This is a genomic window from Streptomyces sp. NPDC001700 (assembly GCF_053596435.1).
In genome coordinates, this window is sequence record NZ_JBSFGE010000001.1 from 632,891 (window position 1) to 658,406 (window position 25,516).

A 25,516-nucleotide genomic window follows, 5' to 3' on the forward strand; every position below is an offset into this window, starting at 1 on the left:
GGTCCGGGGTGTGCCTGCCTGCCGCCTCGCATCCGGCGGTGGGGTCTGGGGTGTGCCTGCCTGCCGCCTCGCATCCCGCAGCGGGGCCCGGGGTGTGCCTGCCCGCCGTTCCTGTGCTCGGCAGCGGGCTCCGGGATGTGCGCCCGCTGCACCCGCGCCCGGCAGCGGGGCCCGGGGTGTCTCCAGCCGCCGTCGCTGCGTCCGCAGTGGGGTCCGGGGTGTCCCCGGTTCGGGAAGGGGCGGGGTGGGGGAGAGGAACCCCGCCCAGGGGACCGGTGTCGGTGGGGCCCGTGATGATGGGCCGTATGACGAACGACGCGCTGCACGACCTCGCCCGCGCCCACCTCCCCGCCGACGCGGCCCGCCGCTGGACCGCCCTGCTGCGGCCCGCCGCCCACCTGCGGGCGGCGGAGGCGGGCGAGCCGGTGGTCGGGCAGCTCGGCGGTCTGCCCCGGCTGCCCGACGACGTGGCGTGGCCGGTGTGGGAGGGCAAGGGCCCGCTGCGGTTCGTGGCGGCGGTCGACTGCGCCGCGCTCGCCGCCCTCGCCACGCTGCCCACGGGCGAGTTGGACGTACCGCTGCCCACGGAAGGGCGGCTGGCCTTCTTCTACTACGGCGACGAGGACGACGACGCCCTGGTCGACACCGCCGACCCCACCACCTGGCCCGGAGCCCGCGTGCTTCATCTGCCGCCCGACTCGCACAAGGACGGGGACGGGGACGGGGACGGGCTCACCCCGTACCCGGCGGTGCCGTTGACCGCGCGCATAGGGCCGAGCGCCCCCGACACCGAATCGCCCGTCCTCGACGGCATGGAGCTTCCGGACGCGTTCGAGAGGGCGCTGTGGGAGTACGAGAGCGGCACCGCGCATCAGATCGGCGGCCATCCGCAGTCGATCCAGGGCGCCGTGGAGAGCGTAGTGGCGCACGGTGCGCTGGGCGGGGGCGTCGCGTGGGAGGACCCCCGGATCGAGGAGGAGGCGCGGCGCTGGGTGCTGCTGGCCCAGTTCGACTCCGACGAGGACGCGGACCTGATGTGGGGCGACGGCGGCGCCCTGTACTGGCTGATCCGCCCGGACGACCTCGCCGCGGGCCGTTTCGACCAGGCCATGTTCACGTGGCAATGCTGCTGACGTCACGGCGGACGTACCGGGCCGCAGCCACCCGGGGGCGGCTGCGGCCGGGGTGTGGGACCGGTTACGCGGGACCGGCCGTCACCGGGTTGAGGTAGAAGTAGTAGGTGCGGGCGTCCTTCGGCTGCCTATCTCCAAGGCCGATCCAGTGCCCGAGGCCCGGCGCCCGGTCCAGGACGGACGCGTCGAAACCGGTGGCCTCGTTGGTGAGCACGTGCATGTTGGGGAGGCGCGGGTCAGGGGAGATCAGGCTGAAGTTCTGGCTGGCGCCGAGGTCCGGGAGGCCCGGAGGGTGCTGGAGGGGGCGGCAGTCCTGGAGGACGTAGCGATCGCCGGGCCGTCCCGACGGGCCGTTTTCGACGTCGAGGCACTTGGGCTTGTCGGGCGGTGACGTCAAGCTGACGATGCGGTACGTCTTCTTCTTGCCGTCCTGGGAGACACCGGACGGCTGGAACACCCAGTCCTCGTCCCGGTTCGGGGACACCGGTTCGGTGCTCGCGGGGGTGCCGTCGCGCGCCCCGGGGCCCCAGATGCCCAGATCCTCGCCGTTGCCGACGTTGTGGACCGCTACCCCGCGCTCCCCGGCGGCCCGCAGCGTGCCGAACTCGACGGGCCAGTGGTCGCTGGCCGAGTTCGGCCCGACGCCCGCCTCCCACCGGTCGGTGTCCACGTTGGACACGCCGTAGTCCAGCTCGCGGCCGTTTCGATGGGTCGGCCGACCGCTGTTGTAGAGGCGGCTGCCGTTCGGTATGTCCGGCAACAGCTGCCGGGGCTCACGGTTGAAGTCGCCCAGCACCATCCAGTCGATTCCGGCGATCTGTGCGGTGGTCTCGGCTCGGCGAAGGAGCTCGGGCGCGTCCGCACCGGCGGGGGCGCGGCCCCCGGCGGACGCGTGAGCCGAGGCGAACATCATGCGACGGTCCATGTCGACCACCGCCAGCATCGACCGGTAGGGGGCGGTGATCTCGAAGTACACGTCCGACTGAAAGGACGTGACCATACCGAGGGTCCGTGACGCCTGCCGAAGTACGTAGAGGTAGCGCACCTCCTGGCGGCCTGACGTCCGCCAGGTGTAACGCTCCACGTTCCCCTGGACCCGTGGTTGCTGTCCCTGCACCTGCGCGGGCAGACCCTGTGGGAGTTCCTGAAGCGCGACTACCTGGTGCGTCGCGGACAGCTCCCACGCCCTTCTCCAGTTGTCCGGGCTGTATTGCATGTTCCACGTGGCGGGCGACAGCTCGTCGGGCGGCGATGCCGCGTGAGCCTTTTCGGGCCAGGCGAGAAGAGTCCCGCAGAGCGACATCACTAACGCGGCCAGGATGGTCGCGATGCGCGCGACGGGCTGTTTCCTTCCAATAATTGCGTGCATCTGTCAACGGTCTCAAACGGCCCGCGACGGAGAGTACGGGGGGTGCGACCTCTCCGTGAATGCGGGTGTCGTCGCGGACCCCTGGCAGGATCGGGGCATGGATGAACAGATCATCGCCGCGTGTGACGGCGCGTCCAAAGGGAATCCCGGGCCCGCGGCCTGGGCGTGGGCAATGGCGGACGCGAGTGGCGAGGTGGGGCGCTGGGAGGCCGGGCCGCTCGGCTCCGCGACGAACAACGTGGCGGAACTGACCGCGCTGCAGAAGCTGTTGGAGGCCACCGATCCGGCCGTGCCGCTGCAGGTGCGGATGGACTCGCAGTACGCCATGAAGGCGGTCACCACCTGGCTGCCGGGGTGGCGGCGGAAGGGATGGAAGACGGCCTCGGGCTCACCGGTGGCCAACCAGGGGCTGGTGATGCGTATCGACGAGCTGCTGACGGGCCGCACCGTCGATTTCGTCTACGTACCCGCCCACCAGGTCGACGGCGACCCGTACAACGACGCCGCGGACCGGGCCGCCAGCCATACGGCCCGTACGCAGCAGGCCGCCGGGACCTCGCTCGGCTCCGCCCTGCCGCCGCCGGAGCCCCAGTCGGCTTCGCGCCCGGCCGGGGGCGGCCGCCCGGCTCGAAAGAAGACCGCCCGCCCGGGCGGCGGTGGCGGTGGCGGGTCGATCAAGGCGAAGTTCCCCGGGCGCTGCCGCTGCGGTCAGCCGTACGCGAAGGGCGAGTCCATCACGAAAAACCCCGACGGGTGGGGGCACCCCGCCTGCAAGACCGCCGGTTAACGACCCGGCCCGTACGGCCCGCCGCTCACCACCTCACGCCGGGGTCTCCCGCGTACGCGCCTGGTGACGGCGGGCTTTGAGCCGGTTCCCGCAGGTCTTCATCGAGCACCACCGTGCGGTGTTGGCACGGCTGCGGTCCAATAGGAACAGGCGGCACTCGGGGTTCCCGCACGGCCGCAGACGGCCGGGCAGTCGCTCCTTGACGTCCGCCCACGCGAGGACGAGTTCCACAGCGAGCCTGCGCTCCGGCGGGGCCTCCACCTGCCACTCGATGCCCGACGCGCTGGCCTGCGGGACCTTACGTACGCCCGCGAGCACCCGGCGCAGCTCCGGCGAAGCGGCCGCCGCCGGGTCCGACTCCACCGCCTGGAGCGCGTCCCGCGCGGCGAGCAACCACCGCGACTCCTCCGCGCCGCCCACGCCCCCGTGGCCCCGCGCCCACCGCTCCACCTCATCGTCGTCACGCCACAGATCCCGGCGTCGGCCCTCCACGACAGGGGTGCTGTTCAGCGCCTCCATGAGCGCCTGGTCGTCCAGCACGGCACGGATCCCACCTTCCCCGCTAACTGCATCAAGTGGTTTGACAGGTTACTCCAGCGGCGGTCTACTGGACGCGAGGGATAACCACCACAAAGCCTCGAAGGGGTTAGTCATGATTGAGATCCGCCACCAGTACGCGACCGTACGGGGACACCGCGTCTTCTACCGCGAGGCAGGCCCCCGCGAGGCGCCCACGCTCGTCCTCCTGCATGGATTCCCGACCAGCTCCCGCATGTTCCGCCACCTCATCCCGGCGCTGGCCGACCGCTTCCACGTCATCGCCCCCGACCACCTCGGCTTCGGCAACTCCGACACCCCGCCCGCCGACGCGTTCACCTACACCTTCGACGCCCTGACCGACGTCACCGAAGCCCTGCTCGCCCAGCTCGGCGTCACCCGCTACGCCATCTACGTCCAGGACTACGGCGCCCCCATCGGCTGGCGGCTGGCCCTCCGTACCCCGGACGCGATCACCGCCGTGATCACGCAGAACGGCAACGCCTACGAGGACGGCTTCGTACCGGAGTTCTGGAAGCCCGTATGGGAGTACGCCGAGAACCCGGGCCCCGAGACCGAGCCCCCCGTCCGGGCCGCCCTCTCGCTCGACGCCATCCGCTGGCAGTACACGCATGGGGTGGCCCGGCCCGAGCTGGTCGACCCCGACGCCTGGGCCGCCGACCACCGCGAGGTCAACCGCCCGGGCAACGACCTCGCCCAGCTGGCCCTGTTCCGCGACTACGCCACCAACCGGCCCCTCTACCCCCAGGTCCACACCTACTTCCGGGAACACCGGGTCCCGCTCCTCGCGGTCTGGGGCGCGGGCGACGAGATCTTCGGCCCGGACGGAGCGCGCGCCTTCGCCCGTGACCTCCCGGACGCGGAGATCCACCTCGTGCGCGGAGGCGGCCACTTCCTCCTCGAAAGCCACCTGGACACCGTGGCCGGTTACATACGCGGCTTCCTGACCACCGCCGTCACAGCAGCGGTCTGACAACCGCCCGGGCGAGGGCCTCGGCGTGGGCGCGGGGGGCGGCCTCGGCGTCCGTGCCCTGGGCGTAGTAGCGCAGGAACGCCTCCTGGAAGCACGCGCCGACCAGCAGCGCCGCGGCCGCGTCAGGGTCCGCGTCCGTGGCGATGCGCCCGAGGCCTTGCTCGGCCCGCAGGTAGGCGGCGAAGCCGGAGACCGCCTTCTCGGGGCCACCGCCGTGCCGACTCATCGCCACCCGGTGTGCCGCCATGCGCTCCGGATCCGCCAGGCAGCTGGGACGAGGTCGCCCGCGACAACGGCCTCGAACTGTTCGTGGACCACATCCACCTGAGCGACCGCGGCGGCGCGATGATCACCGACCTCGCCGCGCGGTGGCTCAGGCCACCGCCCTGAGCGGTCGGCGAGGCCCGGCCGTCACAGGTACTGACAGAACCTCCCTCGTCCGGACCGTCCGACCTAGCCTGGAACGCGTGAGTACCGAGAGCGACATCCGCGCGTTCCTCGCTTCCCGGCGCGCGAAGATCACCCCGCAGCAGGCCGGTCTGCCCGCGTACGGCGGCAACCGGCGCGTGCCAGGGCTGCGGCGCGAGGAGGTCGCGATGCTCGCCGGGGTCAGCGTCGACTACTACGTACGACTGGAGCGCGGTCACCTCGCCGGGGCCTCCGAGGAGGTCCTGGACTCCGTCGCGAACGCCCTCCGGCTGGACGACGCCGAGCGCGCCCACCTGTACGACCTCGCCCGCGCCGTCGCCCGGCGCCCCGCCCGCCGCCGTACGAAACGCGCCCCCGGCCCACTGCCGGACAGTGTGCTGCGCGTCCTTCACTCCATGACGGACTCCCCGGCCTTCATCCGCAACGGCCGCCTCGACATCCTCGCCGCCAATCGCCTGGGGCGCGCGCTGTACGCCCCCCTGTTCCCCGATCGCGGCGTTCAGGATCACAGGGTTCAGACGGTCAACATCGCCCGCTTCCAGTTCCTGAACCCCGCAGGCCGGGACTTCTTCCCCGACTGGGAGGAGTCCCTGAACACCACGGTGTCCCTGCTGCGCACGGAGGCCGGACGGGCTCCCGGCGACAGTGACCTGACCGGCCTGATCGGTGAACTCGTCACCCGCAGCGAGGAGTTCCGCACCGCCTGGGCCAAGCACAACGTGCGCCTGCACCACACCGGCCGCAAAGCCGTCCGCCACCCGGCCATTGGGGACATCACTCTTGAGTTCGACGCGATGGAACTGCCCTCGCAGCCGGGCCTGACCCTGACCGCCTTCTCCGCAGAGCCCAACACACCGGCCCACGACGCGCTGCGCCTGCTGGCCGCGTGGGCGGCCACCGAGGACGCGTCCGCGCCCGCCGACCACGGCTGAACGGCGTCTCCCTCTTCAGACGTTCACCCCCACCGCGCAAGGAGCATCACGATGCACACCCGCACACTCGGCCAGGGCCTTGAGGTCTCGGCCATCGGTCTGGGCTGCATGGGTATGTCCCAGAGCTACGGCCCCAACCCCGGAGACCGGCAGGACATGATCGGCGTGCTCCGCGCCGCCGTCGACCGGGGCACCACCTTCTTCGACACGGCCGAGGTCTACGGTCCGTACGTCAACGAGGAACTCGTGGGCGAGGCGCTCGCCCCGGTGCGCGACCAGGTCGTCCTCGCCACCAAGTTCGGCTGGCGCATCGAGGGCGGCACGTCGGTCGGGCTCGACAGCCGTCCCGAACAGATCAAGAAGGTCGCCGACGCCTCGCTGCGCCGACTGCGCACGGACACCCTCGACCTCTTCTACCAGCACCGGGTCGACCCCGACGTCCCCATCGAGGACGTCGCGGGCGCGGTCGCGGAGCTGGTACAGGCAGGAAAGGTACGCCACTTCGGGCTGTCCGAAGCCTCCGCGACGACGATCCGCAAGGCCCACGCCGTTCACCCCGTGACCGCCGTGCAGAGCGAGTACTCCCTGTGGACGCGCGACCCCGAATCCGAGGTCCTGCCCACGCTCGCCGAACTCGGCATCGGATTCGTGCCGTTCAGCCCGCTCGGCAAGGGCTTCCTCACCGGCACCGTCGACACCACGACCGCGTTCACCGAAGGCGACATCCGCACCACCATCCCGCGCTTCGACCAGGACAACCTCGCCGCCAACCAGGCCCTGGTCGACCACGTCGCCACCCTCGCCCGCGCCAAGAACGCCACCCCAGGCCAGGTCGCCCTGGCCTGGCTCCTCGCCCAGCACCCCTGGATCGCCCCGATCCCCGGCACCCGCCGCGTCGAACGCCTGGAGGAGAACGCCGCCGCGACACGGCTCGCCCTGTCCGCCGACGACGTGGCCGATCTCGACGCCACGGCAGCCCGCATCGGCGTACACGGCGACCGCTACAACCCCCAGCACATGCGGCTCGTCGGCAAGTAGGACGCCCCGGCCCCGGCCGTCTCAGGTGTGCAGCGGCGGGTGGGGGTGGCTCCAGCGGAGGGCCGGGTGATCGCCGATCCGGTAGGTGTGCGTCTGGGGAGTGACCTCCAGGCGGACGGAGGTGATGTCGGGTTCGCCCGCGTCCCGCCATGCGGTGAGGGCGGCGAACGCCTCGCGGCTGGGGTCGAACAGGTAGACCGTCTCCTGGCTGTCGCTGACGGCTCGTACGAGCTGGGCGCCGGGCGCGGCGAGGTCTCCGGAGAGGGGGACGGCTGCCTCCGCCCGGGCGGGCATGAACGAGGTCCGACCGATGATCCGGCCCTCGGCGGTGCCGTCGTCCTTGACGGTGAGCTTCGCCAGGCCGGTGCCGTATGACCAGGCGCTGGGCCCCACCGTCGCGAGCACGACCCCGCCGGGCCTGGTCTGCCGGACCCACGCGTAGGGGATGCGGCGGAGGGCGCAGGTGGCGATGGTTCGGTCATACGGTGCGCGGCGCGGGTGGCCGAGGAGTCCGTCCCCGGTGACGGTCCACGTCGAGTACCCGGCCGCCTCCAGGGCCGCGTCAGCCCGCTGCGAGACGGCGGCGTCCACTTCCACGCTGGTGACGTTGTCCTCTCCCAGGCGGTGGCACAGCAGGCCCGTGGAGTAGCCGGTGCCGGTCTCCGGTGTCGGCGGTGAGGTGGCCGTCGAGCTGGGTCACCCAGGTTTCGTTCCGGTAGACGAGCGCCAGCCGCTCGTCCGCGTCGGCGGCCCGGGTGACGGGGGTGTACTGGGTGATGCCGTCCGGGCCGAGCGCGTCGTTGAAGAACGACGGGAGGAACAGCTCCCGGGGTACGGATTCGATGGCCTTCCGCCAGGCGGGGGTCTTGAGGACGCCCTCCTCCTCCAGGCGATCAGCCAGAGCGCGGCGGAGGGTCGCGGGGTCGGCGTGGGTCACGTTGCTGCTCCTTGTACGAGTAGATCGGCGAAAGCGGCGGCGATCGGCAGCCCGGTCTCCTCTTCGAGCCAACCCCATTGGCCGTTGGGGTTCAGCTCCAGCCACTGGAGGTCACCGTCACGGGTGACGCACAGCGCCCCTGCCTCGTTCGTCCCCGTAAGGGCCGCCATCCGGCGCGGCGACACGGAAGGAGATCCGTACATGGAGCAGGCGCTTGCTCCGCCCAGCGAAGCCGTCGCCCGGCTCGCCGGGCAGGTCGGTGAGGCCGCCTCGGTGCGGCTTCTGAGTGATCGGCGTGGCTCGCGGGTCTGGAAGGTCCAAGGTGCCCTGGGCGCGGTGGCGTTGAAGGCCAACAGTCCCGACGGGGACAAGGCCGCCGAGATGGGGCAGGAGGACGGCCACCTTCTCCGCCTCGCCGATGCGGGCGCCATCGACCCCGGCTATCGGGTTGGTGCCGGGGCGTGGGAGGGCGGGCGGTGGCTGGCTGTGCGGTGGGTTGACGGGGCGCCGTTGTGGCGGGCGTTGGCGCTGGCCCGGGGGCCTGAAGGGGACCGCGCTTCGGTACGGCCCTGGCTGCTGGGGATCGCCCGCAGCTGGACGGAGCACCTTGCCCGGATGCACGCGGTCGGCTGGGCCCACGCCGATGTGCAGCCCACCAACACCCTCGTGACGCGCGACGGCCGCGCGGCCGTCATCGACTACGCCCTCGCGTGCGGCCCGCACAACGGCTCGCGCATCCCGTACCGGGGCGCCCTCACCCACACCACCGCCCCCGAGGTCGCCGCCGCCATCCTCGCCACCCCCACGGACACCCACGTCCAGGTGCGACCGGCCGCCGACATCTGGAGCCTGGGGGCCTCCCTGTTCTGGTGCTGGACCGGCCACCGTCCTGTCGAGTACGACGATGGCGTCGACCGGGTGGAGAAGCTGCGGGCCATCGCCAAGGGCGGCACCACGGCGGTCGGCGAGGTCCGGCCGTGGCCGTTCCCCGCCTTCGAGGAAGCCATCACCGCCTGCCTGGCAGCGGACCCCGCCGACCGCCCCACCGCACAGGAGCTGGCCACGTCGTGGTGACCCTGTGAGCGCTGGCCCTCGACGACGCCCGCACGGCCTTCGCCAGGGCCGCCCAGGCCCCGCGAGCGCAGTGGAGCTGGGGCATCCGCGCCGAGGACGAGCTGGTTGGTCTGATCGCTCTGCGGCGATGGTCCGCGTCCATGGGCACCATCAGCTACATCCTCCGCGAGGACACCTGGGGCAACGGCTACGCCACCGAAGCCGCCCAGCACGTGGTCGACTTCGCCTTTGGTACCGCCGGGCGAAGAGGGAACCGTCGTGCCGTACCAGGTGTACTCATTGCACAAGCGGTGACGGGGCAGTTGGGCCATCTGCTGCGTCGGTGCCCCTGGCTCTGACGGTGATCCGCGCGTAGTCGTACCCGCCAGGTTCGGGCGTCGGGTTGTAGGTGATCGTGAATGTTCGCCGTACGTCGCCGAAGCGGTCGGAGTACGTCACGTGGGACGGGCTGGTGCGCTTCGGCTCGGCGGTGATGTCGTACGTGCGGAGGAAGTCCTCGACGCTGGAGTCCGGGCCGCTGCCCACCTTGTATCGGAGCACGGCGGTGCCGTCGTGTTCCACCTTGGCGTGCGTCGGTATGTAGTAGCGCCCCGCGTCTTGGTGCTGCTCGTGGTGCCACACCGGCCACCCGCGTCGCGTACTCACCCGCTACGGCCGCGGCGCAGGGCAAGGGCGCACCAGATGAGTGCTGCCATCAGTGCGGTTGCGGCCGAGGCGGCCAGCAGCGGGGGGTCCGGGCGGAAGCCCAGTGAGAGCCGGGTGCCCATGAAGGTGAGGATGAGGACGAGCACATCCGGCCCGATGAGCGGAACCCTGGCGGCGACAGCCCGCAGCGCGGCTGCCGCCGTCAGGCCGGTCACGGTCCAGGCCACCAGGTACGGTCGCACCTGCCCCGGAACGGCGAGTGGCATCCCGTACTCATCGGGGCCGAAACGGTACGACGCGTCGGCCCAGCCCAGGCCGACGCCGAGGAGGGTGAGGCCCGCAACCCACACGGCATGGCGCCAGAGCGGACCAGGCCGCAGGGACTCTTCGTCGCTGTCAGCGCTCGCGCAGTTGTCAGGGCTGGGGAGGCCGGGCGTTTCCGTCACGCCCAGGAGGACGCGGCCCGGAGGCCGCAGGTTCCCACCCGCCGACTGTCCTGATCATCACCGTCTACGTCCTCGCCGTCGTGATCGGCGCTGACGGGGGCGCGGGGTGAGGCGCTTGCGCGGCGGATCGTCGGGTAGGCGCGAAACACGTCGTCGATGCGCGCACGCGCCGAAGGAGAAATTGTCTATGCCACAAGTCGAACCGACGACCAGGAACCCGGACAAAGGCTATGTAGCGCTTCTCGGCTGGAGTCTCAACGCCGTGGAAGCCCTCGATCGGTTCGACCGGCGGTACATCGTCGTGGCGCCGGAGTGGGCCGAGGAGTACTGCGTCGAGCACGGCATCCCCTACATGCTGTGGAATTTCGAACGGCTCAATGACCGCTCCCTGGAGATCGCCGAGACTCTTCAGAACGAGGGGGTCGACGTCGCGATCCCGCTGTTCGAGGAAACGGTGGAATGGGCGGGGGCCATCAATTCCGTTCTGCTGGACAACCCGCGTCTGTACGGTCAGGCCATGCTGCTGCGGGACAAGGCGCTGATGAAGCGCCGCGCGCAGCTCGGCGGCATCCGGGTCGGGATATTCGAGGAAGCCCACGACCGGGACGACGTGATCCGCTTCCTCAAGCGCGTCAATCAGACCCTGCTCAAGCTGGACGGGGACCCGAACGACCCGATCCATCTCAAGGCGTTCGACAAGGCGGGATGCCTCGGGCACCGCGTCATCCGCACCCCGGACGAGGCCGACTCGATTCCGGATGAGGAGTTCCCGGTCCTCATGGAATCCCACCTCGATGGCTGGGAATTCGCGGTCGAGGCATGGGTGCACAACGGGAAGATCAAGTTCCTCAACATCTCCGAATACGTCACGCTGGGATATTCGGTGTTCGTTCCCGCGACCCCGGAGCTGGAGCAGTACCGCCCGCAGATCACGGCGCAGATCGAGAAGCTCATCAAGACGTTCGACATCGAGTTCGGCTTCGTGCACCCGGAGTATTTCGTCACCAGTGACGGCGAGATGTATTTCGGCGAGGTAGCCTACCGGCCGCCAGGCTTCAAGGTGTTCGAGCTGCTGGAACGGGCATACGGGTTCAACGCCTACCATGCACTGGTGCTGGCCTTCGACCCGAAGACGACCGAGGAGGAGATCGACGCCTTTTTCCCGCGCGAGGTGGTCGACGCGTCCGGGGTCGCGGGCTGCTTCGGTGTCTACCCGCGCCGCCGCGTCGTCAGCGCCCTGGAGATCCCGGAGGAGACCGAGGACGACGACTACTACGAGTCGCACGACCTCTCGACGCCGCTTGAGGAGACTGTCACCAAGAGGACCGCGTTCGGCACCCACTGGGGCCTGCTGTACTTCTTCGGTGATGACCCCTACCGGATGCGCGACCTGTTGAAGAAGCAGGAAGAGCTCGACTTCTACGTCTGACGACTCCGTGGGCGCAGGAGACCTACCCGAGGAAACCCTTTGAAACCGACCGTCGACGTCAGGGGTGAGGTCACGACGCTGGACAAGCGCGTGACCTCACTCGACGACGCCATCCAGGCCATGGCCGAAACCCGCGACTTCGGCAAGCACACGAAGCTTCGGCGGGTTCTGGAAGCATTGCGGCGGGTGCTCATGCAGCCGGGCGGCGCCGCGGCGGTCCAGGCCAGGGCGCAGGCCCTTGAGGACGCCGGGCTCTTCCAGGGGACGGACTGGGCGACACCGGAGATCCTCATCCCGTCGCTGGTCAGGCCGGGCCTGCACAGCGGAGACGCGGACACCGTGGTCATGGAGGCGACCAGCGAGCTGCGGATGCTCGCCGTGGCCCGCGGCGACTTCACGCACCCGACGTTGCCCACCGAGGACGCCCGCCAGTTCCTGTCCCAGGTGCTGGCGATGAACCTGGAGCTGCTGTTCACCCCGCCCAGCGAGGCGGAGCGGGCCCAGCAGGGCCGGACCGCGCAGCTCATCCGGCACCTGTTCCGCCACCTCGCCGACGGGATCGGTTACGACAGCGTCCTGGACAATCTGGTCGACGAGATCTGGCGGATCCTGCGCCAGCGTCCGATCCAGGTCGAGGCGGTGCAGTCCCTGATCACCCGGGTGGCGGCCTACCGCGACGATCCGGACGTCGCTCTCGGCGTGTCGTCGGGGCTGGGCATCGACCGGCTCATCACGAGCCTGTACGGGACCACCGAGGCGTGCCGCGAGGACCCGGGCATCGAGGTCTTCCGCTCCCGCCTTGAGGCGATGGACACCGGCGGCCTCCAGTACGAGGCGGCGGGGTTCGCGCGGGCGATGCACGACACCGGCCTGGTGTCGCCGTACCACGCGGAACTGCTCCGGTTCCTGCTGAACGAGAGCGACTACCTCGTCGGTGAGGCGCTCGGCCTGTCCGACACCGGCCGGAACTGCCTGCTGCGCTTCAGTGAACTGGTGCACCGGCTGATCGAGGTGGCCGTGCACCCGCAGACCGCGCAGAGCGTCTACGGGCTGGCGCTGCTGCTCGACCGAGGCATCCTCTACCAACCGCCGATCGTGCCCGCGCTGTGGCGCCAGCTGGCGCTCGACCTGTCCCCGGTCGCGCGGGAGCGGCTGACGACGGTCTTCGGCGAGGTGCCGGGGCCGAGGGCGCGGCTGGTCGCGGGGGTGCTCTCGATGCTGGGCCAGCCGCTCGGCGTCGGTCAGGGCGACAACCCCACCTGCCAGTCGGCCCGCGCGCTGTCGATGTGGTCCTACAACGACCCGGACTACCTCCTGCAAATGGTGGTCTGGGCGGCCCGCGACGACGAGGTCATCATGCACTTCGAGGGCCAGCCGATCTCGTCCAAGGACAGCGCGACCGGAGTCGCCACCACGCTGCCGATGGACCTGGACCCCGTGTCGCTGATCGTGGTGCCCCACCTGGACCGGATCTACGCCGAGATGGGGCGGCGCTGCGCCGAGCGGCCGGGGGACCCGCACCGATGGGTCAACCCCGAGTTCCACGGCTGGTGGTCGGGGCGTGGGTTCCACATCAACGTCGACGTCGCGACCGGAAACCTGGTCGACCTCGACGCGTTCCTGCGGCAGTTCCACGCCACCTACCACCCGTCCTACAACGGCGAGCAGCCGCTGATCCACCCGCAGCCCGCCGGTGTCGCCGTCACCGACAGCGCGGCCCGCTACGTCGGCTGGCACGCGATCACGATCCTGCGGGCCGCGCCGGACCCACAGGACGTCATGCGGGTGTATTTCTACAACCCGAACAACGACAGCGGCCAGGACTGGGGCGACGGCGTCGTCGTCTCCACCGCGGGCAATGGCGAGCGGTTCGGCGAGGCCTCACTGCCGTTCGACCAGTTCGCCTCGCGGCTCTACATCTTCCACGCCGACCCGCTGGAGCGCGGCGAACCGGAACGGGTGCCCGCCGAAGACGTCACGCGGATCATCGGCTACATCGAGCGCAGCTGGGGCAACGACCGGCTCCCCGCGGGGACGCTGCAGGCCCTCGAAGGGCCCATCAGCCTGACCTGAGCCCGTCCGCGTCCGCGTCCGCGTCCGCCGCCGGGGCCGGGGCCGGGGTCGGGCTCGGGGCGGACGCGGTCTCCATCGCCTCCAGGAAGGTACGTACCGTCCCGGCGTCGCACTCGCCCCGCACCGCTATCGACCGCCCGTTGGCGGCGATCAGGACGGCGGGCGCGGTCGGCCGCGCCGCGCGCCACGCCGCGTAGGAGAGGGCCAGGTTCAGCGCGCCCAGCCCCTGACTGACCACCAGATCGATGACGGCCAACGGCCCGCCGTTACGGGACGGGAGCAGATTCAGCTCGGCGTGCGCCCGGACGTCCGGGTCCCGCCGCAGCCACCGGTACAGGTCGTGGATCGCGAGATCCCCATCATCCGCCTCCGCGCTGATCTCCACGCGCAGAGCGGCTTGCATCCGCTGTTCCATGGTTGCTCACCATAGGGCTGGGCGCGCTGTATTTCGTCGCGATCTCCGCCCAAACGGTCTTCCCGGGCCCACCGTTGGGCCGTGGCCCAACCGCCCACCGCTCCGCGAACTGCGATACGAGGAACAGTCCGCGCCCCCGCTCCGCCTCCGGCGTCGCCGTCGTCAGCGTGGGCTGCCGCTCGCCCCGGGTGTCCGACACCTCGATACGGATCGGGCCGGAGTCGTCCAGCGGCGCGGTCAGGCGTACGTGGAAGTCCCGCCCGGGGACGCGTCCGTGACGCACCGCATTGGCGCACAGTTCGCTGGCGATGAGCGTGGTGATCTCGTTGGGGCTGGAATCGTACGGATAGCCCCAGGCTGCCAGCCGGTGCGATACGAGCCGCCGCGCGAGCCGCGCACCGCGCGGTGTCGAGGTGAAGCGCATGGCGAACTCTCCGGGTACGGCGGGGAGCTGACCCTCGGACGTACCCCGTGAGGGGGGATTTTCGGTCGTCATGGCAACGAGGGTGGGGGTCGTGTGCCTAGCCTGACCAGTAAGCGCGCCTGTACGGACAGTGTCTGTCGGACACGCGGGCGCGGTGGGCAGGGGTGGTGACATGGCAGGTAGGGACGAGTCGTCTCCGTTCACGAGGGGGTTCGGCAGGCAGCTGAAGCTGCTGCGGGAGAAGGCCGGGCTCACGCAGACGGAACTGGGGCAACGGATCGGGTACAGCGCGGATCAGATCGCGTCGGTGGAATGCGGGCGCCGCATCCCCAAGCCGGATCTGATTGACAAGGCGGATGAGGTGCTGGCCGCCGGGGGCATCCTCAAGTCGCAGAAGGAACAGGCCGCGCTGGCCCGGTACCCGGCGTTCTTCCAGGATGCGGCGGAGATCGAAAAGGAAGCGGCAGAGCTGTATTCGTACGAGAACCAGGTGTTCATGGGGCCCCTGCAGACGAAGGACTACGCGCGCGCCGTCCTGGGCATGCGTCGTCCGCCGCTGGATGAGGAGCTGATCGAACAGCGGGTCACCGCACGGCTGGAGCGCCAGGCCATCTTCACGGTCAAGCCCGCACCGATCATGGGTTTCGTCATGGAGGAGGCCATCCTGCACCGGCCGTATGGCGGGAAGCAGGTTCTGCGCGGGCAGTTGGAACATCTGCTCCTCCTCGGGGAGAAGCGCAACGTGGAGATCCAGATCATGCCGACGGACCGGGAGGACCATGCCGGAGCCGATGGGCCCTTCATCCTGATGATCCCGAAGGGAGGCACGCAGATCGCGTACATCGAAGGTCAGGGACACAGCATCCTGCTCACCGACCGGGAAGATGTCCGCGTCATCGCAGCTCGGTATGGGATTATCCGGGCCCAGGCTCTCAACCCACGGGAGTCGCTGGGGCTTATTGAGAAGGTGCTGGGAGAGCTATGAACAGGGGCATAAGCGAGTTGAACTGGTTCAAGAGCAGCTACAGCGGCAGTGAGGGCGGCAACTGCGTCGAGGTCGCCATGGAGTGGCGTAAGAGTACTTACAGCGGGGGCGAAGGCGGCGAGTGCGTCGAGGTCGCCGCGTGCCCGAGCGCCATCCACGTCCGTGACAGCAAGGTCACCGAGGGGCCGATGCTGACGTTCCCGGCCGCCGCGTGGGACACGTTCGTCGGGTTCGCCACGCACGCCTGATTACGCAGTCCAGCCTGTTCAGTCCACACTGGACAGGCTGGACTGACGAAATTACGGTGGGGGTATGGCTGAGACCCCCCAATCCGGCATGTCCGCGTCCTCCGTGCGCGCGGCGCACGAGATCCGCGTCGTGGTGGGCCGCCTGCGGCGGCGGTTCCGGGAGTCGTACGACACGGAAGGGCTCACGCCGACCCAGACGTCCGTACTCAGCAGGCTCAGGCGGGACGGGCCCTCCTCGGCCAGTGCCCTCGCGACCGCCGAGCGCGTACGGCCGCAGTCCATGGCCATGACGCTCGGCGCGCTCGATGAGCGGGGTTTCATCCAGCGACGGCCCGATCCGGATGACCGGCGGCGGCAGTTGATCTCGGTGAGCGAGGCGGGCCAGGCGTTCCTGGAGGACAAGCAGCGCGCGGGCGAGGAGTGGCTGTCCCAGGCCCTGGAATCCGGCTTCACCGAGGACGAACGGCAGGCCATTCTCGGTTCGCTGGCCCTGCTCGACCGGCTCAGCGACGCATGATCACACGGCTCATACGACGTACCACCAAGCCCCAGGCGGGCGGCGGGTTCGACCGCAGGCTGCTCGCGCCGATGATGCTGGGGTCGATCCTCAACCCGGTCAACTCGTCCATAGTCTCCGTGTCGTTGGTGCCGATCGGGGCGGCGTTCGGGGCTCCGCCGTCGCAGACGGCCTGGCTGGTGTCGGCGCTGTATCTGGCGACGGCGATAGGGCAGCCGGTGGTGGGGCGACTGATCGATCTGTACGGGCCGCGCCGCCTGTTCCTGCTGGGGTCCGCGCTGACGGGGCTGTCGGGGCTCATCGGCGTACTGGCGCCGAACCTGGCGACGCTGATCGTCGCGCGGGTGGTGCTCGGGTTCGGGACCTGCGCGGGGTATCCGGCGTCGATGTACCTGATCCGGAGCGAGGCGCGGCGTACGGGCCACGAGAGCCCGGCCGGGGTGCTGACCGCCCTTGCTGTTGCCAACCAGACCGTGGCGGTCGTCGGCCCGTCCCTGGGTGGGCTGCTGATCGGGCTGGGTGGCTGGCGTGCGACGTTCGCCGTCAACCTGCCGCTGGCCGCCGCCGGTCTGCTGCTTGGTTTTCTGCGGCTGCCGAAGACCCGGCCGCCGCGCCGGGAGGGGCCTGCCGGGCTGGACCTGCCGGGGATGGCGCTGTTCGCCGCGATGCTCGTATCGCTGCTGCTGTTCCTGATGGAGCCGGGGGCCTCGCGGTGGTACTTGCCGGTGCTGATGGTGGTGGCGGCGGCCGGGTTCGCGGTGCGGGAGCTGCGGGTGGCGGAGCCGTTCATTGACTTGCGGGTGCTGGGCGGGAACGTACCGCTTCTGCTCACGTATGCGCGGATGCTTCTGGTCGCGATCGTGTCGTATGTGCTGTTGTACGGGTACACCCAGTGGCTCCAGGAGGGGCGCGGGCTGTCCGCGACGCAGGCGGGGCTGGCGCAACTGCCGCTGTTCCTGGCGGGGATCGCGGTGTCCACGGCGACGGGGCGGCGGGCTGCGGTGCGGGGGAAGCTGCTGGTGGGGGCGGTGGGGCAGATCGCTGTGGCTTTGCTGGTGCTGCTGCTTCGGGGGGACAGCCCGGTGTGGCTGCTGGTCGCTGTGGCGGTGGTCGCGGGCGTACCGCAGGGGCTGAACAACCTGGCGCTGCAGAACGCGGTGTACCACCAGGCGGACGCGGAGCGGATGGGGTCTTCGGCGGGGCTGCTGCGTACGTTCCTCTATCTCGGTGCGATGGTTGCCTCGGGCGCCAATGGCGTCTTCTTCGGCGCGCGGGCGGATACCGGGGGGTTGCACGGGCTGGCGTGGTTCATGCTCGCGGTCGCCGGTCTGTTTCTGGCGATCACGGTCGCGGATCGCTCGCTGAGCCGTATCGGCTCGTCCACTACCTCCTGATGAAAGACGCAACTGTCATGTCGAACACCGCACTGCTCGTGATGGACATCCAGAAGAGCATCGTGGACCGCATCGCCACCCCCGATTACCTGCCGCGATTGGCTCAGGCCGTCGAGGCGGCTCGTCACGCCGGAATCCCCGTTCTGCACGTCGTGGTCGGCTTCCGGTCGGGCCACCCGGAGGTGGCGGGGCGGAACAAGACGTTCGGCGCGCTGCCGGAGGGCGCCTTCACACTCGGGGATCCGGGAGCGGCCATCCACCCGGATGTCGAGCCCCGGACCGATGAGGTCGTGATCACGAAGCGGCGGGTCAGCGCGTTTGCCGGGAGCGACCTGGAGATGGTGCTGCGGGCGGGCGGGCACACCCACCTCGTCTTGGCGGGCGTCGCGACCAGCGGAGTCGTCCTGTCCACCCTCCGCCAGGCGGCCGACCTCGACTACCAGCTGACCGTGCTGGCCGACGGCTGCGCGGACACGGACGAGGAGGTGCACCGGGTGCTGACGGAGAAGGTCTTTCCGCGCCAGGCGGAGGTGACGACGGTGGGGGAGTGGGCGGCGACGCTGGGCTGACCGCTCGGGGGGTTGTTTCCCCCACCCCGCCCCTTCCCGAATCTGGGGACAAGCCCCCAGCCCCCCGGCGGCCCCGGATGGTTGGGCCGGTAGTCGTGAGCGGCGAGCGGATCGGAACTGGGGGCAGCCCCCCCGGCGGGCCCGGGCGCGGGCCGAGGCTGTGACGGTCTCATGTGCCGATGTGCAGCGCCTCTTTGAGGAACACGCGGGCGTAGCTCGGGGTGCCCTGAGTGGTGATCACCTCGATGCAGGCGCGAACGTGCTGATCGCCGGTGGCTTCGCGCAGGAGCACGTCGGCGAGGTCGGCGCGGGAGGTGAACATGCCGGGCAGCCGCTCGGGCGCGACGGCGATGCGGTAGTCGGTGACCGTCGTGGCGTCGAACAGTCCTGAGGGGCGGACGATCGTCCAGTCGAGATCGGTGGCGCGCACGATCCCTTCCATGCGGCGCGCGTCCTCGTACAGCGGGCGTCCCATCGACAGCAGGAGCGGCCCGACCACTTTGCGGAAGAAGAACTTCTCGTCGGGCGCGAGTTGGGGGTGCACGCCTATCGAGGTCACGCAGACCAGCCGCCGCAGGCCGTGCCGGTTCATCGCCGCCAGGATGTTCCGCGCGCCCTGCGAGTAGATGGTGACCGGCTCCTTGGTGTACGGGACGCCGAGGGTCGACACCACGCGGTCATGGCCCGCCACCACCTCATCCACCGCCGCCGCGTTCAGCGCGTCGGCGCCCGCCACCCGCAGGCGCGGATCCTCGATCGGGAAGGCTTCGGGCCGCCGGGTCACGGCCGTCACGGTATGGCCCTCCGCCAGCGCCCGCTGGGTGACAAGCCGTCCTGTGGGGCCGTACGCCCCGAAAACCACGAGCTTCATGCGGTTCTCCCGCCTCCTGTGGCAGCTTGATAGTCTGCAGAACATCATTCCAATGTCTGGAACGATGTTCTAGTTGGGAGCATACACATGGCGGATCTGCCGGGAGTCGTCCGGCTGCGTGACCGGCGCGAGGCGCTCACGCTGCGCACGATCCTCACCACCGCGCGCGGGCTGTTCGCCGAACATGGCTATGCCCGCACGCCGATCCGTTCCATCGCCAAAGAAGCCGGTGTCGCGCCGCAGACCATCTACACGCATTTCGGTTCCAAGGCCGGGGTGCTCAACGGGCTGGTCGACCTGATGGACGAGGAAGCCGGTCTGCCGGAGCTGATGGCCGAGGCGGGGGAGCTGACCGATCCCGACGCCCTGCTGGGACTGCTGGCGAGGGCCAGCCGCCAGGTGCGGGAGCGCTGTGGCGATATCGTCACCATGCTGAACACCGGCGCCGTGGTCTCCCCGGACATCGCGACCACCCAGGCGGAGGGAGCGCGACGGAACAGGCTCGGGGTCGAGACGGTCATCGAGCGCGTCCGCGCCACCGGCTGCGGCGTCCACCCCAAAGCCGTGGACATCGCCGTCGCTTTGATGAGCGCCGACGTCCACGACAGCCTCGTCATCGACGCCGACTGGGCCCCTGAAGACTACGAAGCATGGCTCAAGGACATCCTCATCACCGCGGTACGTCTGGATCGAGGAGATCTATGCCGTTAGGGGACGGATTCGCATTGCGGTGGCCCGACCTGCCTTATGTGCCCCCGATCCACATGGCAGCGGCGTGTCTGGGTGCGCCGACCGCCAACCCGCAGCATCGCCTGGACGCATCCGGTGCCCCGCCGATCCTGGTGTCCAACGCGCTGCACGACCCCGCCACCGGCCACCCGTGGGCGGTCTCGGTGGCCCGGCAGCCCGGCCGTGGCGGCGTGCTCCTCACCTGCGAGGGGCACGGCCACGGCAGCGTCACCAGCGGCCCCCCAACCCCGCCCCTTCCCGAAACTGGGGGCAAGCCCCCAGCCCCCCGGCGGCCCAGGGGTGGCTGGCGCTGCTGGTCGTGCGCGGCGAGTGGGGCGAAACGGGGGCGGGCCCCCAGGGCCCCGGTGGGCCGGGTGTTGGGCCGGTGGTGCGGGCCGGGGTGGCTGGTGCCGTCGGGGCCTGTCCTACGCGCCGGAGGTCGCGTTCGCCCACGCGCGGGCGGCCGCGAGGTTGTCGGCGGTCCCGGCGGGGACGTAGGCGAAGCCGTCCCACTCCTCCAGGGCGCGCGGCTCGTCGGGCCGGACATGACCGCCGCCTCCGTGCAGCGGCCGGTGTCGCCGCCAGACGTCCAGCGGCGGCTGCCGCCGCCGGTCGTACGCGGCGAGCGGATCGCTCGCGTCGACGCGCGGGACCGGGCGGGACGGCTGGTTCGGTGGTCCTGGCCGGGAATGTCTGCCCATGGTGCCCGATGCTCTCAGGCCGAGACCCCGGTCGCCCGTACGGCGGCGAGACCCGCCGCACGGGCCCGCCGAGCCGGAGGCCGAGTTCACTTGGCCTGCGGCCGACCGTCCCGTATCCACGTGACCATGACCAGCGCCGCAGTGACGTACATCAGGATGCTGAAGGTGGCCACAGACTCGACGTACTGCTCGTAGCCCGAGTCGCGCAGCTGGAGCGCGAGGGCACCAAGCGCGGTGCCCAGCACGGTGGTTGCGGCGGACATGGCGACAAAGGGTGTCTTCTTCATGCGGGCTTCCTCCAAGCCATAAGGCGATAGATCAAGCCGAGGCTACATGCACGATGAATCACTCCCCGCTGCCTCATAACCGCGGGGTCAGGCGAGGGCCGTGGCCAGGAGGGTGAAGGCGGCGACGATGACGGCTACGCGGACGTAGTGGAAGCGGTCCCAGCGGTTCGACTGCTGCTCCCAGTCGGCGGGCCGATTCTCGGGGGTCCACGTCTTGCTCCGGTTGTTGATCGGGACGAGCAGCAGGAGCGACATGATCACGCTGAGGATCAGCAGCGCGCCTGCGGTGACGACGAGGCCGACGCCGTCGTGGTGCCATCCGGCGATGGCCCAGGCCGCGACGAGGGCGAGCGAGCCGATGTACCAGACCGGCATCACGGCGCCGAGCATCCGGGCCCCGTGGGCGCGGCCGAGTTGGCTGCTGTCCTCGGGGAGGGCGTTGAGGATCGGGTTGATGACGAAGGCGACGGCGAACTCCACCCCCACCATCACCCCGACGACCACGATGGTGACGACCTCAAGTGCGGTGAGCATGATGACCCTCCCGGGGTCTAGCGATGCTAGGCAGTGAGGCAACACTAGAACTGCTGCCGCTCGCCTGTCTAGCGGTGATAGAGTCGGATCATGTCGGTACAGGAACGCAAGGAGCGCGAACGGGCGGACCGTGAGCGCCTCATCGTGACGACGGCCCGCGAACTCGCCGAGCAGCAGGGCTGGGAGGCGGTCACCACCCGTCGGCTCGCCGAGCGCATCGAATACAGCCAGCCCGTCCTCTACAGCCACTTCCGTGGCAAGCGCGAGATCATCGGCGCCGTCGCCCTCGAAGGTGCCGCCGAACTGGCGGCGGTCGTGCGGGCCTCGGCCTCCGCCGCGGACGGGCCGCGCGCCCGGGTCGCCGCCCTCGCCCGCGCCTACCTCGGCTTCGCCGAGTCCCACCCGGCGGTCTACGACGCCATGTTCCTGCTCGACGGCGGTCTGGTGTTCGCGCAGGAGGACACCCCGGAGCCGCTGAAGGACGCGTTCGCCGCGCTGCTGGAGAGTCTGGGTGAGGTGGCCGGGGAGGGCGTCCACCCGGGGCTGTTCACCGAGCTGTTCTGGGCGGCCCTGCACGGCCTCGCGACCCTGGCCCGGTCGGGGCGGCAGCCACGGGAGGACACCGAGCGGAGGGTGGAGCTGCTGGTGGACCGGCTCGCCGTGGTCTGACGTACCGTCCCCGGCGGATCCGGGCTAGTCCTCGGTCTGGAGGGCTGTGGTGATGCGTTCCAGGGAGGCGGCGAGGCGGGTGCGGTCGTCGGCGGTCACGGGGGCTACGTAGTAGCGCTCCACGATGCGGGCGTGGACGTCCACCGCGTGCACGAACGTCTTCTCGCCCTCCGGGGTCGCCTCGACCAGCGTCACCCGGCGGTCGTCGGGGGAGGGGGCGCGGCGGACGAGGCCCGCTTCCTCCATGCGGTCGATCAGGCGGGTGACGCCGCCGCTGGTCAGGACGAGGTCTTCGGACAGGGTGCGCTGGGAGACCTGTTCGCCGGGGTTCTTGCACAGCCGGATCAGCACCTCGAACATCACGTGGCTGATGCCGGACTCCGCGCGCATCGCGGCGTTGATGCGCTGCTCCAGGTGGGTCGCCGCCCTCAGCAGCAGGCCGAACTCGTGGACGAGGGGCCCGCGGGCCGCGTCCGCGGCGGTGCGCTTCCGTGCCCCCATGGCGTGCCTGCCTTCCCGTATGGATCTCGCCCGTGATCTCGGCGGGCAGTCTAGTGCCGCGTAAATCACTGACTCGTCAATTGCTGAGCAGTCAGTGATTTCGTTACGCTGCCGCATATGGACACCGCCGCTACGTCGCCCATCGTCTCGACCCCATCCGCGCCGACGCCCCCGCCCCGCGCGCTGCGGCTGCTCATCGTGCTGGGGGCGCTGTCGGCGTTCGGTCCGCTGTCGCTGGACATGTACCTGCCCGCGCTGCCCGCCCTCGCGCGGGACTTCGCCGTACCGGACGCGGCCGTACAGCTGACCCTGACCAGCTGCCTCATCGGCCTCGCCGTCGGGCAGCTGATCGCCGGACCGCTCAGCGACCGGTGGGGGCGGCGGGTGCCGCTCCTCATCGGGCTCGCCGGGTATCTGGTGGCGTCCGTGCTGTGCGCCTTCGCGCCGAACGTCACGGCCCTGACCGGGCTGCGGGCCGTCCAGGGGATCGCGGGCGCGGCCGGGATCGTGATCAGCCGGGCCATCGTGCGCGACCTCTACGAGGGCACCGCCGCCGCCCGCTTCTTCTCCCTCCTCATGCTGGTCAACGGGCTGGCGCCGATCCTCGCGCCGGTCCTCGGCGGGCAGCTGCTGCGCTTCACGTCCTGGCGCGGGGTCTTCGTCGTCCTCGCGGTCATCGGCGTGGTGCTGCTCGCGGCCACCCTGGCCGTCGTGGGGGAGACCCTGCCGCCCGCGCGGCGGCGCCGGGGCGGGCTCGGGCAGACGGTCGGCAGCTTCGGCGCGCTGCTGCGCGACCCGGGGTTCGTACGGCCCGCGCTGGCGGGCGGGTTCGCGTTCGCCGCGATGTTCGCGTACATCTCGGCGTCCTCCTTCGTACTGCAGAAGACGTACGGCCTGGACCCGCAGCAGTTCAGCATCGTCTTCGCGGTCAACGCGCTCGGCATCGCGGTGCTCGGGCAGGGCAACGCCCGACTGCTGCGCCGCCGTTCGCCGTCCGCACTGCTCCGGGCCGGGCTCGCGCTGTGCGCGGCGGGCGGCGGCGCGCTGCTGCTGTCCGTACTCGCCGACCTGGGCGTGGCCGCCGTGCTCGTCTCGCTCTTCGCGCTGGTCGCCAGCATCGGCCTGATCATGCCGAACTCCACGGCCCTGTCGATGTCCGGCCACCCCGAGATGGCCGGTACGGCGTCCGCGCTGCTGGGCCTGCTCCAGTACGCGCTGGGCGGCATCGCCGGACCGCTGGCGGGGCTCGGCGGCAACGGCGCGGCCCTGCCGATGGCCCTGGCCATCGCGGCGTCGGCGGGGGCGGCGGTCGCGGTGCACCTGTGGCCCGTACGGGGTGAGGCCGCCAAGAACCGCATGCCGTAACCGCGCCCCCTGCGGAGGAGTCAGCGGTAGTCGATGAGGAAGTCGCGGGCGCGTTCGTCGAGTTCGGCGGCGCATCGCAGTCCGCGGGTACGGAAGCGGGAGAGGTCGCGGCGCAGGTTGTTCACTGATGTGCGGGTGCGTCTCGACCGCACACCGTGCATGTGGTCGAGCGCCCGGCCCCAAGTGGCGCACGCCTGCTCGATGCTGCCCTGGGCGGCCTGCATCTCGGCCTGCGCGACGAGGTCGAGGGCGACGATTCGCGCGTAGGTGCCCGGTGGTCGGCTCGCCGCCGCCGTCCCGTACATGGCTGCGGCCCGGCGCTGGTCGCCGAGCGTCTCGAAGACCTTCGCCGTTCGGGAGTGGACGGTGGCCGCCGGTGGCCCCCACGACAGCGCCCAGGACGGTACGTCGTCGCCTTTGGCCGAGTCCAGGGCGGTCCGCGCGCGCTTGAGTTCCCGTACGGCCTCCTGGCCCTGGCCCGCCCCGGCGAGTGCGTGCGCGTGGGTGACGGCGAACAGCGCCTCGGTCTGGGTGTCGACTCGCCCGCGGGTCTTGTCGACCGCGCTGGCGGCCAGGGCCAGGCAATGTTCGGGCCGGTGGAGTTTCATGCCTTGTTGGGACATCGTCCGCATGACGAACGCGTCGTGTCCGGTGATCTGGGACTCGTGGGCCAGGGCGTACGCCTGGAGGTAGTACCTCTGTGCGAGTCCTTGTTCTCCGGCGTCGTAGGCCCGCCAACCAGCCTGGTGTACGCCCACGGCGGCGGCGGACAGCATGTGACGGTGGTCGTCCTCGGAGCTGAACCGGCCCCGGCACAGGGCGGCGACGTCCGACATCAGGTATTGCACCAGGGCGGACCGGCCGTGCTGGCCGCCGTGGCGCTCGTCCATCACCGCGAACATCGCCACCATGTCGCGCACCGCGCGGACGTCCGCGTGCCCGACGACGGCGCCGGTGCGGGCCTTGGCCGCGCGGGAGGCGATATCGGTGACGTGCTCCAGCGGCAGGACGGCGGCGGCCACCGAGTACGCGGCGCCGGACAGGAGACTCCGGCGGCCCAGGTCGCCCCTCCAGATCGGCATCAAGGCCTCCAGCGGGTCGTCTGCGATGGACAGTCCGATGCTGTCATTCTCCCAGCCGGCCGGAAGCGGCAGGCCCAGATCCTCCGGGGTCAAGGTCTGTCCCAGGCGACGGGAGAGCGCGATCGTCAGGTAGCGGCCGGTCTGTCCTGAGGGCGTGGCCCCGGCGATCCAGTGGTCCACAGTCGACTTGTTCGTCCGCAGGGCTTCGCCCATCTCGGCTGCGACGTGGCGGACCGCGTGGGCGAGCGCCGCGTATGTCCACCCCGATTCCGCGACCGCATCCCGGAGCCTGACGTTCGGCAAGCGCTGGACCATGACCGCTCCCGTATACCTCGTATACCCATCTATCCGGCCCAACCGTACCGACGGAGGGTTACCGGCGGTTGACTATTCGTCATGCCC

33 protein-coding genes and 2 pseudogenes are annotated in these 25,516 nt (G+C 70.6%); 19 read left to right on the forward strand and 16 right to left on the reverse strand.

Going from position 1 to position 25,516, the window contains the following annotated elements:
* Window positions 1-305: 305 nt before the first annotated feature.
* Window positions 306-1,133 carry a YwqG family protein gene (locus tag ACWC5C_RS02880; RefSeq protein WP_450873023.1) on the forward strand — a complete coding sequence of 276 codons (828 nt, stop codon included), beginning with the start codon at window positions 306-308 and terminating at the stop codon, window positions 1,131-1,133.
* Window positions 1,134-1,197: 64 nt separating this feature from the next.
* Here ACWC5C_RS02880 and ACWC5C_RS02885 read toward each other — a convergent pair whose 3' ends face one another.
* The gene (locus tag ACWC5C_RS02885) at window positions 1,198-2,133 is read right to left on the reverse strand and encodes a hypothetical protein (RefSeq protein WP_450873025.1); all 936 of its coding nucleotides are present in this window, start codon (window positions 2,131-2,133) and stop codon (window positions 1,198-1,200) included.
* 466 nt (window positions 2,134-2,599) lie between these two features.
* Here ACWC5C_RS02885 and ACWC5C_RS02890 point away from each other — a divergent pair, with 466 nt between their 5' ends.
* Window positions 2,600-3,289, forward strand: a complete 690-nt coding sequence (locus tag ACWC5C_RS02890) for a ribonuclease H family protein (RefSeq protein WP_450873027.1) — start codon at window positions 2,600-2,602, stop codon at window positions 3,287-3,289.
* Window positions 3,290-3,322: 33 nt separating this feature from the next.
* Here ACWC5C_RS02890 and ACWC5C_RS02895 read toward each other — a convergent pair whose 3' ends face one another.
* Window positions 3,323-3,829, reverse strand: a complete 507-nt coding sequence (locus ACWC5C_RS02895) for a CGNR zinc finger domain-containing protein (RefSeq protein WP_450873029.1) — start codon at window positions 3,827-3,829, stop codon at window positions 3,323-3,325.
* Window positions 3,830-3,941: 112 nt separating this feature from the next.
* Between ACWC5C_RS02895 and ACWC5C_RS02900 the strand changes: the two genes are divergently transcribed.
* Window positions 3,942-4,820 (forward strand): alpha/beta fold hydrolase, encoded by an 879-nt coding sequence (locus ACWC5C_RS02900; protein WP_450873031.1) that lies wholly within the window; start codon window positions 3,942-3,944, stop codon window positions 4,818-4,820.
* Here the strand turns inward: ACWC5C_RS02900 and ACWC5C_RS02905 are convergent.
* Window positions 4,804-5,067, reverse strand: coding sequence for a TetR/AcrR family transcriptional regulator C-terminal domain-containing protein (locus ACWC5C_RS02905; protein WP_450873033.1), 264 nt, complete (start codon window positions 5,065-5,067; stop codon window positions 4,804-4,806). The two genes, ACWC5C_RS02900 and ACWC5C_RS02905, sit on opposite strands and share 17 nt — an antisense overlap.
* Between ACWC5C_RS02905 and ACWC5C_RS02910 the strand changes: the two genes are divergently transcribed.
* The 3 genes from ACWC5C_RS02910 to ACWC5C_RS02920 all read left to right on the forward strand — a co-directional run bounded on the left by ACWC5C_RS02910 (window position 5,058) and on the right by ACWC5C_RS02920 (window position 7,219).
* Window positions 5,058-5,210, forward strand: coding sequence for a hypothetical protein (locus tag ACWC5C_RS02910; RefSeq protein WP_450873034.1), 153 nt, complete (start codon window positions 5,058-5,060; stop codon window positions 5,208-5,210). The two genes, ACWC5C_RS02905 and ACWC5C_RS02910, sit on opposite strands and share 10 nt — an antisense overlap.
* 77 nt (window positions 5,211-5,287) lie before the next feature.
* Window positions 5,288-6,181 carry a helix-turn-helix transcriptional regulator gene (locus tag ACWC5C_RS02915; RefSeq protein WP_450873036.1) on the forward strand — a complete coding sequence of 298 codons (894 nt, stop codon included), beginning with the start codon at window positions 5,288-5,290 and terminating at the stop codon, window positions 6,179-6,181.
* A 51-nt stretch (window positions 6,182-6,232) separates the two neighbouring features.
* On the forward strand, window positions 6,233-7,219 hold the full coding sequence (locus ACWC5C_RS02920) for an aldo/keto reductase (RefSeq protein WP_450873038.1): 987 nt from the start codon (window positions 6,233-6,235) through the stop codon (window positions 7,217-7,219).
* A 21-nt stretch (window positions 7,220-7,240) separates the two neighbouring features.
* On the opposite strand, the gene ACWC5C_RS02925 is transcribed toward ACWC5C_RS02920, so the two are convergent.
* From ACWC5C_RS02925 to ACWC5C_RS02935, 3 genes and pseudogenes are all read right to left on the reverse strand, one after another.
* On the reverse strand, window positions 7,241-7,855 hold the full coding sequence (locus ACWC5C_RS02925) for a hypothetical protein (protein WP_450873260.1): 615 nt from the start codon (window positions 7,853-7,855) through the stop codon (window positions 7,241-7,243).
* Entirely contained in the window at window positions 7,782-8,156 is a 375-nt protein-coding gene (locus ACWC5C_RS02930; protein WP_450873040.1) for a hypothetical protein, read from the reverse strand. Before ACWC5C_RS02930 ends, ACWC5C_RS02925 begins: the two co-directional genes overlap by 74 nt.
* A pseudogene (locus ACWC5C_RS02935) lies at window positions 8,153-8,290 on the reverse strand (ATP-grasp ribosomal peptide maturase); the annotation flags it as partial. The gene ACWC5C_RS02930 and the pseudogene ACWC5C_RS02935, both read right to left, overlap by 4 nt.
* A 67-nt stretch (window positions 8,291-8,357) precedes the next feature.
* Between ACWC5C_RS02935 and ACWC5C_RS02940 the strand changes: the two are divergent.
* Window positions 8,358-9,230 (forward strand): protein kinase domain-containing protein, encoded by an 873-nt coding sequence (locus ACWC5C_RS02940; RefSeq protein ID WP_450873041.1) that lies wholly within the window; start codon window positions 8,358-8,360, stop codon window positions 9,228-9,230.
* Between the two features lie 11 nt (window positions 9,231-9,241).
* Window positions 9,242-9,568, forward strand: a complete 327-nt coding sequence (locus tag ACWC5C_RS02945) for a GNAT family N-acetyltransferase (protein ID WP_450873262.1) — start codon at window positions 9,242-9,244, stop codon at window positions 9,566-9,568.
* Here the strand turns inward: ACWC5C_RS02945 and ACWC5C_RS02950 are convergent.
* Window positions 9,507-9,875 (reverse strand): hypothetical protein, encoded by a 369-nt coding sequence (locus ACWC5C_RS02950; protein ID WP_450873042.1) that lies wholly within the window; start codon window positions 9,873-9,875, stop codon window positions 9,507-9,509. The two genes, ACWC5C_RS02945 and ACWC5C_RS02950, sit on opposite strands and share 62 nt — an antisense overlap.
* Complete coding sequence (locus ACWC5C_RS02955) at window positions 9,872-10,321, reverse strand: hypothetical protein (protein ID WP_450873044.1); 450 nt, start codon at window positions 10,319-10,321, stop codon at window positions 9,872-9,874. The genes ACWC5C_RS02950 and ACWC5C_RS02955 overlap by 4 nt, the downstream gene beginning before the upstream one ends.
* Window positions 10,322-10,436: 115 nt before the next feature.
* On the opposite strand from ACWC5C_RS02955, the gene ACWC5C_RS02960 reads away from it, so the two are divergent.
* Together ACWC5C_RS02960 and ACWC5C_RS02965 are read left to right on the forward strand one after the other, a co-directional pair.
* Window positions 10,437-11,750 (forward strand): ATP-grasp domain-containing protein, encoded by a 1,314-nt coding sequence (locus tag ACWC5C_RS02960; protein WP_450873046.1) that lies wholly within the window; start codon window positions 10,437-10,439, stop codon window positions 11,748-11,750.
* Between the two features lie 39 nt (window positions 11,751-11,789).
* Complete coding sequence (locus ACWC5C_RS02965; protein WP_450873047.1) at window positions 11,790-13,823, forward strand: hypothetical protein; 2,034 nt, start codon at window positions 11,790-11,792, stop codon at window positions 13,821-13,823.
* Here the strand turns inward: ACWC5C_RS02965 and ACWC5C_RS02970 are convergent.
* Both ACWC5C_RS02970 and ACWC5C_RS02975 read right to left on the reverse strand, forming a co-directional pair.
* Window positions 13,810-14,226 carry an effector-associated constant component EACC1 gene (locus ACWC5C_RS02970; RefSeq protein WP_450873048.1) on the reverse strand — a complete coding sequence of 139 codons (417 nt, stop codon included), beginning with the start codon at window positions 14,224-14,226 and terminating at the stop codon, window positions 13,810-13,812. The two genes, ACWC5C_RS02965 and ACWC5C_RS02970, sit on opposite strands and share 14 nt — an antisense overlap.
* The gene (locus tag ACWC5C_RS02975; RefSeq protein WP_450873050.1) at window positions 14,183-14,734 is read right to left on the reverse strand and encodes an ATP-binding protein; all 552 of its coding nucleotides are present in this window, start codon (window positions 14,732-14,734) and stop codon (window positions 14,183-14,185) included. The genes ACWC5C_RS02970 and ACWC5C_RS02975 overlap by 44 nt, the downstream gene beginning before the upstream one ends.
* A 100-nt stretch (window positions 14,735-14,834) precedes the next feature.
* On the opposite strand from ACWC5C_RS02975, the gene ACWC5C_RS02980 reads away from it, so the two are divergent.
* From ACWC5C_RS02980 to ACWC5C_RS03000, 5 genes are all read left to right on the forward strand, one after another.
* Window positions 14,835-15,647, forward strand: a complete 813-nt coding sequence (locus ACWC5C_RS02980) for a helix-turn-helix domain-containing protein (protein ID WP_450873052.1) — start codon at window positions 14,835-14,837, stop codon at window positions 15,645-15,647.
* On the forward strand, window positions 15,644-15,895 hold the full coding sequence (locus tag ACWC5C_RS02985; RefSeq protein WP_450873054.1) for a DUF397 domain-containing protein: 252 nt from the start codon (window positions 15,644-15,646) through the stop codon (window positions 15,893-15,895). Before ACWC5C_RS02980 ends, ACWC5C_RS02985 begins: the two co-directional genes overlap by 4 nt.
* A 64-nt stretch (window positions 15,896-15,959) precedes the next feature.
* Window positions 15,960-16,412, forward strand: a complete 453-nt coding sequence (locus tag ACWC5C_RS02990) for a MarR family winged helix-turn-helix transcriptional regulator (RefSeq protein ID WP_450873056.1) — start codon at window positions 15,960-15,962, stop codon at window positions 16,410-16,412.
* Complete coding sequence (locus tag ACWC5C_RS02995; RefSeq protein ID WP_450873058.1) at window positions 16,409-17,806, forward strand: MFS transporter; 1,398 nt, start codon at window positions 16,409-16,411, stop codon at window positions 17,804-17,806. The genes ACWC5C_RS02990 and ACWC5C_RS02995 overlap by 4 nt, the downstream gene beginning before the upstream one ends.
* A gap of 17 nt (window positions 17,807-17,823) precedes the next feature.
* Entirely contained in the window at window positions 17,824-18,375 is a 552-nt protein-coding gene (locus ACWC5C_RS03000) for a cysteine hydrolase family protein (RefSeq protein ID WP_450873059.1), read from the forward strand.
* A gap of 169 nt (window positions 18,376-18,544) precedes the next feature.
* On the opposite strand, the gene ACWC5C_RS03005 is transcribed toward ACWC5C_RS03000, so the two are convergent.
* On the reverse strand, window positions 18,545-19,246 hold the full coding sequence (locus tag ACWC5C_RS03005; RefSeq protein WP_450873061.1) for an NAD(P)-dependent oxidoreductase: 702 nt from the start codon (window positions 19,244-19,246) through the stop codon (window positions 18,545-18,547).
* A gap of 87 nt (window positions 19,247-19,333) precedes the next feature.
* Between ACWC5C_RS03005 and ACWC5C_RS03010 the strand changes: the two genes are divergently transcribed.
* Together ACWC5C_RS03010 and ACWC5C_RS03015 are read left to right on the forward strand one after the other, a co-directional pair.
* Complete coding sequence (locus ACWC5C_RS03010; protein ID WP_450873063.1) at window positions 19,334-19,957, forward strand: TetR/AcrR family transcriptional regulator; 624 nt, start codon at window positions 19,334-19,336, stop codon at window positions 19,955-19,957.
* Window positions 19,958-19,980: 23 nt separating this feature from the next.
* Window positions 19,981-20,217, forward strand: a pseudogene (locus ACWC5C_RS03015) (alpha/beta hydrolase); the annotation flags it as partial.
* Between the two features lie 183 nt (window positions 20,218-20,400).
* Here ACWC5C_RS03015 and ACWC5C_RS03020 read toward each other — a convergent pair.
* The 3 genes from ACWC5C_RS03020 to ACWC5C_RS03030 all read right to left on the reverse strand — a co-directional run bounded on the left by ACWC5C_RS03020 (window position 20,401) and on the right by ACWC5C_RS03030 (window position 21,497).
* Window positions 20,401-20,676 carry a DUF6087 family protein gene (locus tag ACWC5C_RS03020; RefSeq protein ID WP_450873064.1) on the reverse strand — a complete coding sequence of 92 codons (276 nt, stop codon included), beginning with the start codon at window positions 20,674-20,676 and terminating at the stop codon, window positions 20,401-20,403.
* A gap of 86 nt (window positions 20,677-20,762) precedes the next feature.
* On the reverse strand, window positions 20,763-20,963 hold the full coding sequence (locus tag ACWC5C_RS03025) for an SCO3870 family protein (RefSeq protein WP_450873066.1): 201 nt from the start codon (window positions 20,961-20,963) through the stop codon (window positions 20,763-20,765).
* Window positions 20,964-21,050: 87 nt separating this feature from the next.
* Window positions 21,051-21,497, reverse strand: coding sequence for an anthrone oxygenase family protein (locus ACWC5C_RS03030; protein WP_450873068.1), 447 nt, complete (start codon window positions 21,495-21,497; stop codon window positions 21,051-21,053).
* A gap of 90 nt (window positions 21,498-21,587) precedes the next feature.
* On the opposite strand from ACWC5C_RS03030, the gene ACWC5C_RS03035 reads away from it, so the two are divergent.
* Entirely contained in the window at window positions 21,588-22,166 is a 579-nt protein-coding gene (locus tag ACWC5C_RS03035; RefSeq protein WP_450873070.1) for a TetR/AcrR family transcriptional regulator, read from the forward strand.
* A 24-nt stretch (window positions 22,167-22,190) separates the two neighbouring features.
* Here the strand turns inward: ACWC5C_RS03035 and ACWC5C_RS03040 are convergent, their stop codons facing one another.
* Window positions 22,191-22,667, reverse strand: a complete 477-nt coding sequence (locus ACWC5C_RS03040; RefSeq protein WP_450873072.1) for a MarR family winged helix-turn-helix transcriptional regulator — start codon at window positions 22,665-22,667, stop codon at window positions 22,191-22,193.
* A gap of 117 nt (window positions 22,668-22,784) precedes the next feature.
* Between ACWC5C_RS03040 and ACWC5C_RS03045 the strand changes: the two genes are divergently transcribed.
* A complete protein-coding gene (locus ACWC5C_RS03045) occupies window positions 22,785-24,032 on the forward strand; it encodes a Bcr/CflA family multidrug efflux MFS transporter (RefSeq protein ID WP_450873074.1) in 1,248 nt (415 codons plus the stop codon).
* A 20-nt stretch (window positions 24,033-24,052) separates the two neighbouring features.
* Here ACWC5C_RS03045 and ACWC5C_RS03050 read toward each other — a convergent pair whose 3' ends face one another.
* Window positions 24,053-25,429, reverse strand: a complete 1,377-nt coding sequence (locus tag ACWC5C_RS03050) for a hypothetical protein (RefSeq protein ID WP_450873076.1) — start codon at window positions 25,427-25,429, stop codon at window positions 24,053-24,055.
* Window positions 25,430-25,516 lie beyond the last annotated feature (87 nt).